This is a genomic window from Micromonospora carbonacea (assembly GCF_014205165.1).
Lineage (GTDB): Bacteria > Actinomycetota > Actinomycetes > Mycobacteriales > Micromonosporaceae > Micromonospora > Micromonospora carbonacea.
The window spans coordinates 3875899-3892178 of sequence record NZ_JACHMZ010000001.1 but is presented as its reverse complement, the minus strand read 5'-3'; the positions used below and the strand labels follow the sequence as shown (position 1 = coordinate 3892178).

At 75.0% G+C, this 16280-nt stretch carries 16 protein-coding genes; 12 read left to right on the top strand and 4 right to left on the bottom strand.

What is annotated here, in order from left to right:
* Positions 1-160 precede the first annotated feature (160 nt).
* The 6 genes from HDA31_RS16625 to HDA31_RS16600 are packed head-to-tail and all read left to right on the top strand — an operon-like array spanning position 161 to position 4711.
* Positions 161-463 carry an urease subunit gamma gene (locus HDA31_RS16625; RefSeq protein ID WP_074477867.1) on the top strand — a complete coding sequence of 101 codons (303 nt, stop codon included), beginning with the start codon at positions 161-163 and terminating at the stop codon, positions 461-463.
* The gene (locus HDA31_RS16620; RefSeq protein WP_074477868.1) at positions 460-813 is read left to right on the top strand and encodes an urease subunit beta; all 354 of its coding nucleotides are present in this window, start codon (positions 460-462) and stop codon (positions 811-813) included. The genes HDA31_RS16625 and HDA31_RS16620 overlap by 4 nt, the downstream gene beginning before the upstream one ends.
* The gene (locus tag HDA31_RS16615; protein ID WP_178064501.1) at positions 810-2513 is read left to right on the top strand and encodes an urease subunit alpha; all 1704 of its coding nucleotides are present in this window, start codon (positions 810-812) and stop codon (positions 2511-2513) included. Before HDA31_RS16620 ends, HDA31_RS16615 begins: the two co-directional genes overlap by 4 nt.
* A gap of 5 nt (positions 2514-2518) precedes the next feature.
* On the top strand, positions 2519-3196 hold the full coding sequence (locus HDA31_RS16610; protein WP_178064502.1) for an urease accessory protein UreF: 678 nt from the start codon (positions 2519-2521) through the stop codon (positions 3194-3196).
* 10 nt (positions 3197-3206) lie between these two features.
* On the top strand, positions 3207-3911 hold the full coding sequence (gene ureG / locus HDA31_RS16605; protein WP_425488122.1) for an urease accessory protein UreG: 705 nt from the start codon (positions 3207-3209) through the stop codon (positions 3909-3911).
* A complete protein-coding gene (locus tag HDA31_RS16600) occupies positions 3911-4711 on the top strand; it encodes an urease accessory protein UreD (protein WP_178064503.1) in 801 nt (266 codons plus the stop codon). The genes ureG and HDA31_RS16600 overlap by 1 nt, the downstream gene beginning before the upstream one ends.
* Positions 4712-4756: 45 nt before the next feature.
* Here the strand turns inward: HDA31_RS16600 and HDA31_RS16595 are convergent, their stop codons facing one another.
* Positions 4757-5230 carry a MarR family winged helix-turn-helix transcriptional regulator gene (locus HDA31_RS16595; RefSeq protein WP_178064504.1) on the bottom strand — a complete coding sequence of 158 codons (474 nt, stop codon included), beginning with the start codon at positions 5228-5230 and terminating at the stop codon, positions 4757-4759.
* A 97-nt stretch (positions 5231-5327) separates the two neighbouring features.
* Here HDA31_RS16595 and HDA31_RS16590 point away from each other — a divergent pair, with 97 nt between their 5' ends.
* The 6 genes from HDA31_RS16590 to urtE all read left to right on the top strand — a co-directional run bounded on the left by HDA31_RS16590 (position 5328) and on the right by urtE (position 11724).
* Positions 5328-6464 (top strand): substrate-binding domain-containing protein, encoded by a 1137-nt coding sequence (locus HDA31_RS16590; protein ID WP_178064505.1) that lies wholly within the window; start codon positions 5328-5330, stop codon positions 6462-6464.
* A 441-nt stretch (positions 6465-6905) separates the two neighbouring features.
* Complete coding sequence (urtA, locus tag HDA31_RS16585) at positions 6906-8150, top strand: urea ABC transporter substrate-binding protein (protein ID WP_219825046.1); 1245 nt, start codon at positions 6906-6908, stop codon at positions 8148-8150.
* Positions 8151-8205: 55 nt separating this feature from the next.
* Positions 8206-9093 (top strand): urea ABC transporter permease subunit UrtB, encoded by an 888-nt coding sequence (gene urtB, locus HDA31_RS16580; protein WP_043963236.1) that lies wholly within the window; start codon positions 8206-8208, stop codon positions 9091-9093.
* Positions 9090-10274, top strand: coding sequence for an urea ABC transporter permease subunit UrtC (urtC, locus tag HDA31_RS16575; protein ID WP_178064506.1), 1185 nt, complete (start codon positions 9090-9092; stop codon positions 10272-10274). The genes urtB and urtC overlap by 4 nt, the downstream gene beginning before the upstream one ends.
* Positions 10271-11032, top strand: coding sequence for an urea ABC transporter ATP-binding protein UrtD (urtD, locus tag HDA31_RS16570; RefSeq protein ID WP_074477993.1), 762 nt, complete (start codon positions 10271-10273; stop codon positions 11030-11032). Before urtC ends, urtD begins: the two co-directional genes overlap by 4 nt.
* Entirely contained in the window at positions 11032-11724 is a 693-nt protein-coding gene (gene urtE, locus HDA31_RS16565; RefSeq protein WP_074477882.1) for an urea ABC transporter ATP-binding subunit UrtE, read from the top strand. Before urtD ends, urtE begins: the two co-directional genes overlap by 1 nt.
* Positions 11725-11821: 97 nt before the next feature.
* On the opposite strand, the gene HDA31_RS16560 is transcribed toward urtE, so the two are convergent.
* The 3 genes from HDA31_RS16560 to HDA31_RS16550 form a co-directional block, all read right to left on the bottom strand.
* Positions 11822-13822: a GH39 family glycosyl hydrolase gene (locus HDA31_RS16560; RefSeq protein ID WP_246384588.1), complete on the bottom strand. Its 2001-nt coding sequence runs from the start codon at positions 13820-13822 to the stop codon at positions 11822-11824.
* Entirely contained in the window at positions 13819-15372 is a 1554-nt protein-coding gene (locus tag HDA31_RS16555; protein ID WP_246384589.1) for a glucoamylase family protein, read from the bottom strand. Before HDA31_RS16555 ends, HDA31_RS16560 begins: the two co-directional genes overlap by 4 nt.
* A gap of 67 nt (positions 15373-15439) precedes the next feature.
* Entirely contained in the window at positions 15440-16273 is an 834-nt protein-coding gene (locus HDA31_RS16550) for a carbohydrate ABC transporter permease (protein WP_246384590.1), read from the bottom strand.
* Positions 16274-16280: the final 7 nt, after the last annotated feature.

The window sequence follows — 16280 nt, the reverse complement described above, 5'->3', positions numbered from 1 at the left end:
CACACCGCTGCGCGGCCGTAGGATCGGGCCGGGGCCGGTGGGGTCCCGGGGCGAACCGCCGACGGCCGGCGGCGGTCACGTGTGACCCCCTCTCGTCCGGCGCCCGTCGACGCGCGCCGCGACGGCGGGAGCGTGCACGCCGGACCGCCCGGAGGTTTCCGTGTTCCTCAGCCCCCACGAGCAGGATCGCCTGCTCGTGCACGTCGCGGCGGACGTCGCCCGCCGCCGCCGCGAACGCGGCCTGCGCCTCAACTATCCCGAAGCCGTCGCCATCGTCACCGCCTTCCTGCTGGAGGGCGCGCGCGACGGCCGGTCGGTCGTGGACCTGATGTCGGCCGGTCGCGGCGTGCTCACCCGCGACGACGTCCTCGACGGGGTCCCCGAGCTGCTGAAGGAGGTGCAGGTGGAGGCGACGTTCCCGGACGGCACCAAGTTGGTGACGGTGCACCACCCGATCCCGTGATCCCCGGGGAGGTGCTGCCCGGCGACGGCCCGGTCGAGATCAACGCCGGCCTGCCGGTGACCACCCTGCTGGTGGTCAACACCGCCGACCGGCCGGTGCAGGTCGGCTCGCACTACCACTTCGCCGAGGCCAACCCCGGCCTGCGCTTCGACCGCGCCGCCGCGTACGGCCAGCGGCTCGCGGTGCCCGCCGGGACGTCCGTGCGGTTCGAGCCGGGGGTCAGCCGCCGGGTGGAGCTGGTGCCGCTGGGCGGCGCGCGCATCGTCGCCGGCCTGCGCGGCGAGGTCGCCGGCCCGCTCGGCGCGGGCCCGGGCGTCGTCGACCGGGCGGACGGGGGGTCGGACCGGTGAGCGAACTCGACCGGCGGCGCTACCTCGACCTATACGGGCCCACCACGGGCGACCGGATCCGGCTCGCCGACACCGACCTGCTCATCGAGGTGGAGGCCGACCACTGCGTCGGCGGCGACGAGATGGTCTTCGGCGGCGGCAAGGTGATCCGGGAGTCGATGGGCCAGTCCCGGGCCACCCGCGCCGAGGGCGCCCTCGACACGGTGATCACCGGCGCGGTGGTGCTCGACCACTGGGGCGTGGTCAAGGCCGACGTGGGGCTGCGCGACGGCCGCATCGTCGCGCTCGGCCGGGCCGGCAACCCGGACACGATGCCGGGCGTCCACCCGGACCTGGTGATCGGCCCGGCGACCGAGGTGATCGCCGGCAACGGGCGTATCCTCACCGCCGGGGCCGTCGACACCCACGTGCACTTCATCTGCCCGCAGCTCGTGCACGAGGCGCTGGCCAGCGGCGTCACCACCCTCGTGGGCGGGGGCACCGGCCCGGCCGAGGGCACCCGCGCCACCACGGTCACCCCGAACGCCTGGCACCTGGCCCGGATGCACGAGGCGCTCGACGCGTTCCCGGTGAACGTGCTGCTGCTCGGCAAGGGCAACACCGTCTCCGAGGAGGCGATGTGGGAGCAGTTGCGGGCCGGCGCGGGCGGCTTCAAGCTGCACGAGGACTGGGGGACCACCCCGGCGGCGATCGACGCCTGCCTGCGGGTGGCCGACGCCTCCGGCGTGCAGGTCTCCATCCACACCGACACCCTCAACGAGGCCGGGTTCGTCGCCGACACGCTGCGCGCGATCGCCGGCCGGGCGATCCACTCGTACCACACGGAGGGGGCGGGCGGCGGCCACGCGCCGGACATCATCACCGTCGCCAGCGAGCCGAACGTGCTGCCGTCGTCGACGAACCCGACCCGCCCGTACACCCGCAACACCCTCGCCGAGCACCTCGACATGCTGATGGTCTGCCACCACCTCAACCCGGCGGTGCCGGAGGACCTCGCGTTCGCCGAGAGCCGCATCCGCCCGTCGACGATGGCCGCCGAGGACCTGCTGCACGACCTCGGCGCGATCTCCATCATCGGCTCCGACTCGCAGGCGATGGGGCGGATCGGCGAGGTGATCACCCGCACCTGGCAGAGCGCCCACGTGATGAAGCGGCGGGTGGGCGCGCTGCCCGGCGACGGGCGCGCCGACAACCACCGGGCCCGCCGCTACGTGGCGAAGTACACCGTCTGCGCGGCGATGGCCAACGGCCTGGAACGCGAGATCGGGTCGGTGGAGCCGGGCAAGCTCGCCGACCTGGTGCTGTGGGACCCGGCGTTCTTCGGCGTACGCCCGCACCTGGTGCTCAAGGGCGGCATGATCGCGTACGCGCAGATGGGTGACGCGAACGCGTCGATCCCGACGCCGCAGCCGGTGCTGCCCCGGCCGATGTTCGGCGCGCACGGCGTCGCGGCGGCGGCGACCAGCGTCGCGTTCGTGGCCCCGGCGGCGCTGGAGGCCGGGCTGCGCCTCGACGTGCGCCGGCCGCTGGTCCCCGTCGCGGACGTGCGGTCGCGGGGCAAGGCCGACCTGCCCGAGAACGGGGCCATGCCGCGCATCGAGGTCGACCCGGACACCTTCACCGTCCGCATCGACGGCGAGGTGGTCGAGCCGGACCCGGTGTCGGAGCTGCCGATGGCCCAGCTCTACCACCTGTTCTGACGACGATGACGAGCATGCTGCTGCTGCTCGCCGACGGGCGGTTCCCGGCCGGCGCGCACGCCCACTCCGCCGGGCTGGAGGCCGCCGTCGCCGTCGGGCTGGTCACCGACCTGGCGTCGCTGCGCGGCTTCCTGGTCGGCCGGCTGGCCACCGGCGGGCTGGTCGCCGCCGCGTTCGCGGTGGCGGCGCACCGGGCGGCGGCGGCCGGTGACCCCGGCCCCGCGCTGGCCCGGCTCGACGTCGAGCTGGACGCCCGCACGGCCGCCCCGGCGCTGCGCGCGGTCTCCCGCCGGCAGGGCCGGGCCCTGCTGCGGGCCGGGCGGTCGCTGTGGCCGGGCGGGCCGTTCGCCGCCCTGCCCGCCGACCCGACCGGGCCGCACCAGCCGCTGGTGCTCGGGCTGGTCGGGTCGGCCGCCGGCCTCGACCCGGCCGAGCTGGCGACCGCCGCCGCGTACGGGTCGGTGACCGGCCCGGCGAGCGCGGCGGTGCGGCTGCTCGGCCTCGACCCGTACCGCGTGCACGGGCTGCTCGCCGACCTGACGGCCGACGTCGACGCCACGGCGGCGCGGGCGGCGGCCGCCGCCGACGGGCCGCCGGAGTGGCTGCCGGACGGCGCGGCCCCCCTCACCGACATCCATGCCGAAGTCCACACCACCTGGGAGGTGCGTCTCTTTGCGTCCTGAATCCGTTCCCGTGACCTCGTCGCACGACGAGGACGTTCCCCACACCCACCCCGAGCCCGGGGTCGACCCGCACGCCCCGCTGCCGCCGGCCGCCCGGCCGCTGCGCATCGGCATCGGCGGGCCGGTCGGCTCGGGCAAGACCGCCCTGGTCGCCGCGCTGTGCCGGGCGTTCGCCACCGAGCTGCGCCTCGGCGTGGTCACCAACGACATCTACACCACCGAGGACGCGGACTTCCTGCGCCGGGCCGGGGTGCTCGACCCGGCCCGGATCCGGGCGGTGGAGACGGGCTGCTGCCCGCACACGGCGATCCGCGACGACATCGGTGCGAACCTCGACGCGATCGACGAGCTGTGCGACGCGGTCGGCCCGCTGGACCTGGTGCTGGTGGAGAGCGGCGGGGACAACCTGACGGCCACGTTCAGCCGGGGCCTGATCGACCGGCAGATCTTCGTGGTCGACGTGGCCGGCGGCGACAAGGTGCCGCGTAAGGGCGGGCCCGGGGTCACCGCCGCCGACCTCCTGGTGATCAACAAGACGGACCTCGCGCCGATGGTCGGCGCGGACCTCGACGTGATGGACCGCGACGCGCGGGCCCGGCGCGGCGACCTGCCGACGGTCTTCCTGTCCATCGTCGGCGACCCGGAGGCGACCCGGGTGGCCGGGTGGATCCGGCACGAGCTGGCCCACCACCGGGCCGCCGTGGCCGTCGCCTGATGCGCGCGCGGGCCCGGGTGGTGGCGCGGGCCGACGGCCGCGGCGGCACGCGCCTCACGGAGCTGCGCGGCGAGTCGCCGCTGCTGCTGCGGTCCACCACCGCCGAGGGCGGGGTCGCCACGGTGTACGTGGTGGGCGGCGCGGCGGGCCCGCTCGGCGGCGACGACCTGCTGCTGGAGGTGGAGGTGGGCCCCGGGGCGGCGCTGCGCGTCGGCAGCGTCGCCGCCTCGGTGGCGCTGCCCGGCCGCCCCGGCGCGGCGGCGTCCCGGATGCGGGTGCACGCGGTGGTGCACGCCGGGGCCGCCCTGCACTGGCTGCCGGAGCAGCTCGTCGCGGCGGCCGGCTGCGACCACGTCGCCGAGGCGCGGGTCGAGCTGGCCGCCGGGGCCCGGCTGACCTGGCGCGACGAGCTGATCTGCGGCCGGTACGGCGAGTCGCCGGGCGACGCCGTCGTGCGCACGTCGGTCGACCACGGCGGCCGGCCGCTGCTGCGCCAGTCGACGGCGGTGGGCCCGTCCGCGCCCGGCTGGGCGGGGGCCGCCGTGCTCGGCGGGGCCCCGGCGACGGGCTCGCTGCTGCTGGTGGGCCCCGACGTCCCGCCGGGCCCCGCCGCGCAGCCGGGTCTCGGGGCGGCGCCCGGCGTCGGGTTGCCGCCGGGCGGCCTGCCCGTCCCCCGGGCGCGGCCGGCGGGCGACGGCGGCGCGGTGGCCTGGCTGCCGCTGGCCGGCGGCCCGGCGGCGCTGCTCACCGCCACCGCCGCCGACGCGCACACCCTGCGCGAGCGGCTCACCCCGGCCTGAGCGCACCGGCGCGGTGTGTCCGGCCCGGGGCGGCGGCTCCGGGCGTCAGCGGGCCGCGACGCGGACGCGGGCCCCGGCCGCCGCGCCGACCGGGCGGCCGGCGCCCAGCCGGTCGGCCAGCGCGGCGAGCGCCCCGGCCAGGTCGGCGTCGTCGCCGGTGATCAGGTCGGCCAGGTCCGCCCGGACCAGGGCGTCGACGCGTTCCTGCTCGCGGCGGCCCCGGGCGGTCAGGTACGCGCGGATGCGCCGCCGGTCGTGCGGGTCGATCCGCCGGTAGACCAGGTTCTGGTCGACGAGCTGGTCGACCAGCTTGGTCAGCGTCCCCGGCGGCAGGGACTCCTCGGCGGCGACCTCGCTCATCGGGTGCCCCTGCCCGTCGGCGAGCAGGCACAGCACCCGCCAGGCCTCGACGGTGAGGCCCTCGGCGGCCAGGACACCGCCGACCCGCCGCGCGAGCAGCCGCTCGGCACGGGTCAGCACACGCAGCAGATCGACGGGCGTCGCGGGCACCTCGGGCATGACCCTCCCCCGTTCGGTGGGGCTGCCATCGTACCGAAAAGGTCCCGCATCGTGACCGGGTCTGGTGTGGGCACCGGCCGGCGGCAATCATGTCGTCATGTCCGTGCCGGCAGGGCGTTCGGCTGGTGCGCCGCATCCCCAGCCGGGGCAGACGCTCCACCTTCCCGCGCCCTGGCTCACCGTGGACCGGTCGGTGGTCAGCGTCGCGCTGGTCTACCCGATGCGGGGGCCCGCCGGGATGTTCGGCCCGACCTGTGAGCTCTGCGCCCAGCTCGCGGTGGAGGAGATCAACCGTGCCGGCGGGGTGCTCGGCCGCGAGCTGCGGCTGGTGCCCGTCGACGGCGGCGCACCGCCGGCCGAGGTGGCCGCCGAGGTGGAGGCGCTGGTGTCGACCGGCGCGGTGCAGGGGGTGACCGGCTGGCACATCTCGTCGGTGCGGCAGGCGGTGGCCCCGCGCGTCGCGCACCGGGTGCCGTACGTCTACACCGCGCTCTACGAGGGCGGCGAGCGCACCGAGGGGGTCTTCCTCACCAGCGAGACGCCCGACGCGCAGCTCTGGCCGGCGATGCGGCTGCTGGCCCGTGAGCAGGGCGTGCGCCGGTGGTACGTGGTGGGCAACGACTACGTGTGGCCGCGCCGCACGGCCCGCGCCGCCCAGCGGTACGCCCTGCGCAGCGGGGCGCGGGTGTGCGGGCAGCGGTTCCTGCCGTTGGGCGTCCACGACTTCGGTCCCGTCCTGCGCGCCGTCGAGCAGTCCGAGGCGGACGGGGTGCTGATGCTGCTGGTCGGCGCGGACGCGGTGCGGTTCAACCGGGCGTTCGCCCGCAGCGGGCTGGACCAGCGCTGCCTGCGGCTGAGCACCCTGATGGACGAGAACATGCTGCTGGCCAGCGGGGCGGGCGCGACCCGCCGGTTGTACAGCACGGCCGGGTTCTTCGCCGGCCTGGTCACCCGGGAGAACCTCGACTTCCACGGCGCGTTCGCCCGCCGGTTCGGGGTGGAGGCGCCGCCGCTGGGCAGCCTGGGGGAGTCCTGCTACGAGGGTGTGATGCTGCTGGCGGCGCTGATCGCGCGGGCCCGCACGCTGGACGTGCGGGCGATCGGGGCCGCCGCCGACGCGGTGTCCTACCAGGGGCCACGGGGGGAGCTGCGGCTGCGCGGGCGGCACGTGCGCCAGCGGATCTACCTGGCCGAGGCCGACGGGCTCGACTTCGCGGTGCTGGCGGAGCTGTAGGGGCGCTTGACAGCCGGCCGGGGGAGCCCGCTAAAATCCTTCACGCAGGAAGTAACTGGCTCGCCGCCCGATTAGTCGAAATGCGATTCCGGCGCTGGGGCGACCGTTCTTCCGAATGTCTGTCGTGGGCCGTCCCCATTATCCGTGAGTCCTCCGGAGATGGTGGCGGCTTTCGCTGCTTTCCCCCACTGAGCTGGCCTTACCGGCCGTTCGGGAAACAGGCAATTAAGGGCCGGGAAACGTGGCCGCAACGAATCGAGTCGAGGCTTTGCCCTGCCCGAAGTCCACTGCGGATGGTGTGCCGGCGTCCCACCCGCCGGCCGGTCTTTCCGCCCGACGCGACACCCGTGACCGCACCGCTTCACCAATCACCAATGGCAATGCAGCCCGGCCCGGCAGGGCCGGTGGTCGTCGCTCCACGCATACCGCAGGGGAGATTGCATGTCACTGTTCCGGGGCCGCCGCATCCTGGCCGGCACCATGGCCTTCGTCGTCGCGGCCGCGCTGGCCGCGTGCGGCAGCAAGACCTCCGACAGCACGTCGGGCAAGGGCGTCAGCGCCGACGTCTCGGGCGACACCGTCAAGGTGGGCCTGCTCAACTCGCTCTCCGGCACCATGGCCATCAGCGAGGTCACCGTCCGCGACTCGATCATGCTCGCCGTGGAGGAGATCAACGCGGCCGGCGGCGTCCTGGGCAAGAAGATCGTGCCGGTCGGCGAGGACGGCGCGTCGGACTGGCCGACCTTCGCCGAGAAGGCCGAGAAGCTCATCTCCGAGGACCGCGTCGCCGCCGTCTTCGGCTGCTGGACCTCCGCCAGCCGCAAGGCCGTCAAGCCGGTGTTCGAGAAGAACAAGGCGCTGCTGTTCTATCCGGTGCAGTACGAGGGCCTGGAGCAGTCGCCGTACATCTTCTACACCGGGGCGACGACCAACCAGCAGATCGTCCCCGGCCTGGACTACCTCAAGGCGCAGGGCAAGAAGTCGGTCTACCTCGTGGGCAGCGACTACGTCTTCCCCCGCACCGCCAACAAGATCATCAAGGCGTACGCGAAGGCCAACGGGATGACCGTCCTCGGCGAGGACTACGCCCCGCTCGGCTCCACCGAGTTCGGCACCATCGTCAACAAGGTGAAGTCGGCGAAGGCCGACGCGGTGTTCAACACCCTCAACGGCGACAGCAACGTGGCGTTCTTCAAGGAATACACGTCGGCCGGGCTCAACGCGACGAGCATGCCCGTGGTGTCCGTGTCGATCGCCGAGGAGGAGGTCAAGGGCATCGGCACGCAATATCTCAAGGACCAGCTCACCGCCTGGAACTACTACCAGACCACGCCGGGCGGGGCGAACGCGAAGTTCGTTGCCGCCTACAAGGCGAAGTACGGCGCGGACAAGCCCACCAGCGACCCGATGGAGGCCGCGTACGTGGCCGTGTACCTGTGGAAGGAGATGGTCACCAAGGCCGGCTCCTTCGAGGTGGAGAAGGTCCGCACCGCCGCCGGCGGCATCACCTACGAGGCGCCCGAGGGCCTGGTCACCGTGGACGGCCCGACGCAGCACATCGCCAAGACCGCCCGGATCGGCAAGGTCGGCGCGGACGGGCTGATCACCGAGGTGTGGAACTCCGGCCAGCCGATCAAGCCCGACCCGTACCTCAAGAGCTACCCCTGGGCGACCGGCCTGAGCTGACCACCCGGCCCGGGCGGCCCGCGCCGCCCGGGCCCCACCCCTCCTCGGAGCAACCGTGACAGTCCTGTTCGGACAGCTCTTCACCGGCGTCAGCATCGGCGCGGTCCTGCTGCTCGTCGCGCTCGGGCTCGCGCTCACCTTCGGCCAGATGAACGTCATCAACATGGCCCACGGCGAGTTCATCATGGCCGGCGCCTACACCACCTACGTGCTCCAGCAGACGATCACCTCGGCCGGGTGGTCGCTGCTGGTCGCCCTGCCCGTCGCCTTCGCGGTGGCCGGCGCGCTGGGGGTGCTGCTGGAGGTGCTGCTCATCCGCCGCCTCTACGCCCGGCCCCTGGACACCCTGCTCGTCACCTGGGGCGTGTCGCTGATGCTCCAGCAGGCGGCCCGGGACATCTTCGGCAGCCCCAACGTGCAGACCCGCGCGCCCGCGCTGCTCACCGGCAACGTGGCGCTGCCCGGCGGCGTCACCGTCGCCAACAACCGGCTGTTCATCCTCGGCCTCGCCGTGGCGGCCGTGGTGGCGCTGACCCTCGCCCTGCGGCTCACCCCGCTGGGCCGCCGCATCCGCGCCGTCGTGCAGAACCGCGACCTCGCCGCCGTCTCCGGCATCGCCACCGCCCGGGTCGACCGCACCACCTTCTTCGTCGGCTCCGGCCTGGCGGGCGTCGCCGGGGTGGCGCTGACCCTGCTCGGGCCGATCGGCCCGACGATGGGCACCAACCTCATCATCGACGCCTTCCTGGTGGTCGTGGTCGGCGGGATCGGCCAGCTCAAGGGCAGCGTGATCGTCGCCTTCGCCCTCGGCGTGCTCCAGGCCACCGGTGAATACCTCACCACCCTCAGCGTCGCCAAGGTGATCGTCTTCGTGGCGATCGTCGCGTTCCTCCAGTGGCGGCCACAGGGCCTGTTCACCCTGCGTACCAGGAGCCTCGCATGACCACCGTGACCGGCCCGGCCACCGCCGCCGACGAGCCCGCCGCACCGGCACCGCCGCCGCCCGCCCGCCGCACCGGCGGCCGGGCCCGCGCGGCGCTCGGCTTCGCCGCCGGCGCGGCGCTGCTGTACGGCGCGGCCCCCCTGCTGCTGTCGGACTTCCGGCTGGCGCTGCTGGCCAAATACCTCTGCGTCGCGATGGTCGCCGTCGGCATCGGCATCGCCTGGGGCCGCGGCGGCATGCTCACCCTCGGCCAGGGCGTCTTCTTCGGCCTCGGCGGCTACGCGATGGCCATGCACCTCAAGCTCGCCGACGCGGGCCCCGGCGCGCTGCCCGACTTCATGCAGCTGTACGGGCAGCTCGACGAGCTGCCGTGGTGGTGGCGGCCGTTCGCGAGCCCCTGGTTCGCCCTGCCCGCCACCGTGCTGCTGCCCATGGTCGTCGCCTTCGGGCTCGGCTCGCTGGTCTTCCGCCGCCGGGTGCGGGGCGCCTACTTCGCCATCCTCAGCCAGGCCCTCGCCGCCGCGATGGTGATCCTGCTGGTCGGCCAGCAGGGCACCACCGGCGGCACCAACGGCCTGACCGACATCCAGGGCTTCTTCGGCTACGACCTCGACGACCCGGTCAACCAGCGCACCGTCTACTTCCTGATCGCCGCCGCCCTGCTGGGGCTGCTCGCGCTGGCCCGCCAGCTCATTGAGAGCCGCTACGGCGAGCTGCTGGTGGCCGTGCGCGACGGCGAGGAACGGGTCCGCTTCCTCGGCTACGACCCGGCCACCGTCAAGGTCGTCGCCTACGTGGTGGCCGCCGGGATGGCCGGGCTCGCCGGGGCGCTGTTCGTCCCCGCCGTCGGCATCATCTCGCCCGCCCTGATCGGCATCGTGCCGTCCATCGAGTTCGTCATCGGCGTCGCCGTCGGCGGCCGGGCCACCCTGCTCGGCCCGGTGCTCGGCGCGGTGGCGGTGGCCTGGGCGCGTACCGCGCTGTCCGAGCGGTTCCCGGGCACCTGGACGTACCTGCAAGGGCTGTTGTTCGTGCTGGTGGTCGCGTTCCTGCCCGGCGGCCTGGCGTCGCTGTGGGCGCTGCGACGCACCCGGCGCGCGGCAGCCGACCGGCCGCCCTGGTGGCGGCGCATCCCACCCGCCCGCAGCGGCCGGACCCGGACGGAGGCGCCGGCGGCATGACCGACGAACGAACCGACGGCCTGTGCGTGCGGGGCCTGCGGGTCAGCTTCGACGGCTTCACCGCCGTCGACGGCGTCGACCTGGACGTGCCCGCCGGTGACCTGCGCTTCCTCATCGGGCCCAACGGGGCCGGCAAGACCACCCTCGTCGACGCCGTCACCGGGCTGGTCCGGGCCACCGGCTCGGTCCGCTTCGGCGACCGGGAGCTGCTCGGCCGGGACGTGCACCGCATCGCCCGGCTCGGCGTGGGCCGCACCTTCCAGACCGCCGCCGTGTTCGAGGAGCTGACCGTCGCGCAGAACCTCGACATCGCCGCCGGGGCCGGGCGGAGCTGGTGGGCGTTGGCCCGCCGCCGGCGGCGGCTGCCCGACGAGGTCGTCGCCGCCCTCGACACCATCGGCCTCGCCGACCGGGCCGACCACCTCGCCGGCACCCTCGCCCACGGGCAGAAGCAGTGGCTGGAGATCGGCATGCTGCTCGTCTCCGACGCCCGGCTGCTGCTGCTGGACGAGCCCGTCGCCGGGATGAGCCACGACGAGCGCGACGCCACCGGCGCCCTGCTGGAGACCGTCAGCCGGGACCGCACCGTCGTGGTCATCGAACACGACATGGACTTCCTGCGCCGCTTCGCCCGCACCGTGACCGTGCTGCACGCCGGGCGCGTGCTCAGCGAGGGCACCGTCGCCCAGGTCCAGGCCGACCCCCGGGTGCAGGAGGTCTACCTCGGCCACCCCGTCGACGCTCCCACGGAGGCGTGATGTTGACACTGCGCGGCGTGCGCGCCGGGTACGGACGCAGCGAGGTGCTGCACGGCGTGGACCTCGCCGTGCCCGCCGACGGCGTCGCCGCCGTGCTGGGCCACAACGGGGCCGGCAAGAGCACCCTGCTGCGGGTCGCGGTGGGCCTGCTGCGGCCCCGCGCCGGCACCGTCGAGCTGGCCGGGGAGGACGTCACCCGGCTCGCCCCGCACCAGCGGGTCGCCCGCGGCATGGCGTACGTGCCGCAGGGCCAGCAGTGCTTCCCGCACCTGACGGCGGGGGAGAACCTGCGGCTGGTCGCCGACGGCCGGCGCGACGGCGCGGCGGCCACCGCCGAGGCGCTCGACCTGTTCCCGGCGCTGCGCCCGCTGCTGCGCCGCCGGGCCGGGCTGCTCTCCGGCGGCCAACGCCAGCAGCTCGCCATCGCCCGGGCGCTGGTCACCCGGCCGAAGCTGCTGCTGCTCGACGAGCCCACCGAGGGCATCCAGCCCTCGGTGGTCGCCGAGATCCAGGACCGCGTCGTCGAGCTGACCGCCCGCGCCGGCATCCAGGTGCTCCTCGTGGAGCAGCACCTCGGCTTCGCCCTGCGGGTCGCCCAGCGCTACTACGTGCTGGAGTCCGGCCGGGTCACCTCGACCGGCGACGGCGGGGCCGCCGCCGAGCACGCCGTCCGGGCCGCGCTCGCCGTGTGACCCCGCCCCGCCCCCAAGCCGCCGGCCCGGCCCGCCTCGGCCCGGCGTCGCGGGTCGACGGCTCGGCCGCCTCAGCCCGAGGCCACGGGCGGACGGCTCAGCCCGTCTGCTCAGGCGGCGCGAACTCGACGAGCACGACGCCCGGCTGGGGCACCAGCAGCTCCACCGTCGTCACCCCGCCGGCCACGGCCGGCTCGACGGGCTCCGCCGGCAGCGTGTCGGCGGCCCGCAGCGCGTCCCACTGCCCGTCGGTCGGCCAGTCGCCGACGCCGAGCCGGCCCGCGAGGGTGGTGACGTCGCCGTGCTCGCGGTCGAGCCGGGTCACCGTCACGCCGCCGCCCGGCCCGCCGGCCACGCTCAACCGGACCCGGCGGGCCAGCGCCGGGTCGCCGTCGCGCTTCGACTGGTCGAGCGTCGACACCCAGACCAGCACGGCGAGGCCGCCGTCGGCGTGCCGGCTCGCCCACGCCTGCACCAGGCCGTCCGCGCCGTCGCCGGACGCCCGCACCGGCAGTTCCGTGTCGCCGAGCCGGGCGAGCATCCGCAGGGCGTGGTAACGGGGCTTGGCGATGCCGCCGACGGTGATCAGGCCGAACCCGCCGTGCAGCAGCCGGGGCGGCCGGCCCAGCTCCTCGAAGTGGTCGCTGGCCACCCAGTAGGAGAGGGCGTCGACCCGCCCGGCGGCCGACCGCATGCCGCCGAGCAGGAACGTGGCCGCCGACGCGCCGTCGTTGACCGGGTGGAAGTGGGTGGGCGTGACGCCCCACTCCGTCCACAGCAGCCGGGCGTGCGGGAAGCCGAGCCGGCGCAGGGTGGGCCGCAGGTCCAGCGGCGGGCTGCCGTACGTGTGGGTGGAGACGAAGTCGACCGGCGCGCCCGTGCGACTGGCGTGTTCCAGCAGGGCGTCGACCCAGCCGGCGGCGGCCGACGACGGCCCGCCCACCGCGATGCGGTCGTCGACGTCCTTGACCGCGCGGGCGGTGACCTCGTATAGCCGCATCCACTCCTCGCGGGTGCCGGCCCAGAACACCTCCAGGTTCGCCTCGTTCCACACCTCGATGTCCCAGCCGAGCACCGCCTCGCCGTACCGGTCGAGCAGGTGCGCGACGAGCGCGCGGACCAGCTCCGCCCAGCGGTCCCAGTCCTTCGGCGGCGAGATGACCCCCCGGTAGGCGAACACCGTCCGCTCCGGGTCGCGGGCCAGGTCGCGGGGCATGAAGCCGATCTCCACGACCGGCCGCAGCCCGGCCGAGAGCAGCAGGTCGTAGACGCGGTCCACGCGGGTGAAGTCGTGCACCGGCCGGCCGTCGACCTCCCGGTAGACGCCCAGGTCGTCGTGCAGGATCGCGTGCGCCCGCACGGCCTCGACGCCCACCTCCGCGCGGACCCGGCGCAGCGCCGCCAGCAGCTCCGCCCCGATCTCCCGGCCGCCGCTGGTGTCGGCGCACAGCAGCTGCGACAGCCGCTCGCTGCCGATCATCGGCTGCCAGGGACGGTGCAGCGGCGTGCCCGGCGCGGCGGCGTCGACGCGCACGTCCACCGTCGGCGGCGGGCCGCCGGCGGCCGGCGGCGCGGCGGCGACGACCGGGTCGCCCAGCTCGCCGGTGACGGTCACCTCGGGCACGGCGGCCACGGCGTACGCGTAGGGCCGGCCGGGCTCGCCGGTGGTGTCGACGTACCAGGTGTCGGGCACGGCGAGCACGTCGCCGCCCTGGTGGTCGACCGGGGCGAACGGGCCGGCGGGCCGCCCGTCGCGCAGCGGGGCCCGGTGCACCAGGTAGCCGACGGCGTCGGGCACCGGCGACCAGGACAGCCGCACGTGGCCCACCCCGGCGACCGCCGTCAGCCCGGCCGGCGGCGGCAGGTCCGGGATGCCGCCCGTCGCCCCCTGCTCGTCGCTGCGCCGCGCGATGCGCCGCGTCCAGTCGCCCCGGGCGTCGTCGCCGGCGGCCGGGACGGTGCCCGCGTCGTGGTCCCCGCCGGCCTCGCGGCCCGCGCCGCGGTGGCCCGCGGCCTCGTGGCGGCCCGCGGCCTCGTGGCCCGCGGCCTCGTGGCGGCCCGCGGCCTCGTGGCCCGCGGCCTCGTGGCGGCCCGTCACCGCTGCGCCCCACCGCGCGGGAGGGAGAACTCCTCCATCCGCATCAGCGGCGCGACCCGCTGCTGCATCGGCCCCTGCGCGAACGGCCGGCGCAGCACGTCGTGGGCCAGGGCGTTGCCCAGCGCCGCCATCGCCATGCCCTGGTCCAGCGCCAGGTAGCGCTTCGACACCCGCCCGGTGGTCACGTCGACCGAGTCGTAGAACCCGCCCGGCCCGTACGCGTCGAAGTCCCGCCGCAGGTTCGCCAGGTTGCGCAGGGCGTCGTCCGGCGCGTAGCGCAGCGCCAGGAAGGACGCGTGCGGGGTGACCACGCCCCGGCCGTAGCCCGACGGCGGCGGCTGGGCGGGCCGGCACTCGCCGTACCCGGGGTCGACCGAGGTGCGCTCCTGGTCGGAGGTGTAGCCCGGCCCGTCCATGCCGAGCTGGTCCACGCCGTACTCCCGGTAGCCGCCGTCGGGGTCGTTGGCGGGGGAGAAGCCCCAGTAGCCGTAGCCGGCCTCCCGCAGCCCGTGCTCGATCTGCGCCCGCACGTACGCCGGGTGGTTGACCGCCCAGCTACGCGGGCCCCACCGCTCCTCGGGCACGAACAGCGGCACCATCAGCGCCTCGAACATCGACCCGCCCCAGCTCGGCACGAGCTGCAACCCCCGGTAGCGGTAGGCGCCCTCGAACACCCGCACGCCCAGGTACGTGCGCCACTGGCCGACGGCCCGCTGCTCCGTCCACGCCCAGTCGCAGCCCTCCGGGTCGAACGTGCGGTAGGTGCCGAAGTAGTGCTCCGGCGGGATCTGCCCGGCCGCGATGCCGAGGTAGCTGGCGATGCGCGGCTCCGTGTTGAACGCGCCGTAGTGGTGGCAGGTGTAGAACACGTCCGGCCCGGTGCGGTAGTTGCCGGCCAGCGAGCAGCCCGGCGGCGGCTCGACCCAGAAGCCGCCGCGGATCTGCCGCTGCGCCGGGTCGTAGTAGTAGCCGAAGTCCATCCGGCGCAGCAGCGCGTCGGCGCGGCCCGCCAGCTCCGGCACCGCCTGCCGCACCACCGTCAGCGCCGTGGCGAGCCAGCCGTTGTCCACGCTGGACAGGAACGGGTGCACGGCGCTGCCGTCGACCGGCCAGGTGGTCAGCTTCGCCCCGGTCGCCGGGTCGTACCAGTTGTAGTACATGCCGGACGGCTCGTGGACCTCCAGCCGGCCCAGCGTGGCGAGGGTGCGGGCGATGCGGTCGCGGGCCTGGTCGGCGCTGACCAGGCCGGTCTCCCGGGCCGCCACGGTGCTCCACAGGTACGCGCCGACGTTGGTCGGCGACGTGTACCCGGCGCGGTCGGCCGGGTCGAGGTCGCCGCCGACGTTGTCGGCCGCCAGCCCGGTGCCCGGGTCGACCATGGCGGCCATCGACCGCCAGGTGTCGGCGGCGTACTGCCGCAGCGTGGCGGCCGGGGACCCGGCGGGCGCGGCTGTCGGCGGCGCGGCCGCGGCCGGCGGGGCGACGGCGGCGGTCAGCCCGAGGGCCAGCAGCACCGTCGCGGCGCGGAACGGATGGGACCTTGATCGCACGGGGAGACTCCTCACCTGAGGCCGGTCGGTCACTTGCGGTCATGTCTCTCGGGCGGTTCGGGCGGGCTCACTTCAGGCCGGTCGTGGCGATGCCCCGGACGAAGTGCCGTTGCAGCGCGACGAACACCAGCAGGACCGGCACGATGACGGCCACCGAGCCCGCCATCAGCAGCCCGTAGCGGGTGTTGTTCTCGCCGATGGCGTACAGGGCGAGCGCCACCGGCAGGGTGTACCGGTCCTCCGACTGCGCGACGACCAGCGGCCAGAGGAAGTTGTTCCACGACGACAGGAACGTCAGGATGCCGAGGGTGGCCAGGGCCGGCCCGCACAGCGGCAGCACGACCCGGGCGAAGATCCGCAGCTCGCCCGCGCCGTCGACCCGGGCCGCCTGGATCAGGTCGTCGGGCAGCCCGGTGATGAACTGGCGCATCAGGAACACCCCGAAGGGGCTGGCCAGCCACGGCAGGATCAGCCCGGCGTAGCTGTCCACCAGCCCCAGCCGGCTCACGAGCATGAACAGCGGCACGAAGGTGACCATGCCCGGCACCATCAGCATCCCGAGCACCAGCGCGAACACCACGCGCCGGCCGGGGAACTCCAGCTTCGCCAGGGCGTAGCCGAGCATCGAGCAGAACACGAGGTTGCCCACGGTGACGGCGCCGGCCACCAGGACGCTGTTGAGGAAGAACGCCGGGAAGTCCAGCTCGGTGAACAGGTGCCGGTAGTTGTCGAGCGTGGGCGCCTCCGGCAGCCAGGTCGGCGGCGTCCGGCGGATCTCCGCGTCCGGCTTGACCGAGCCGAGCAGCATCCACACGAACGGGCCGACCAGGACGACGAGGCCGCCGGCCAGCACCCCGTACACCCAGGGCTGGCCCCGTCTGCGTCTCACGGTCGTCGGCACGGCGTCC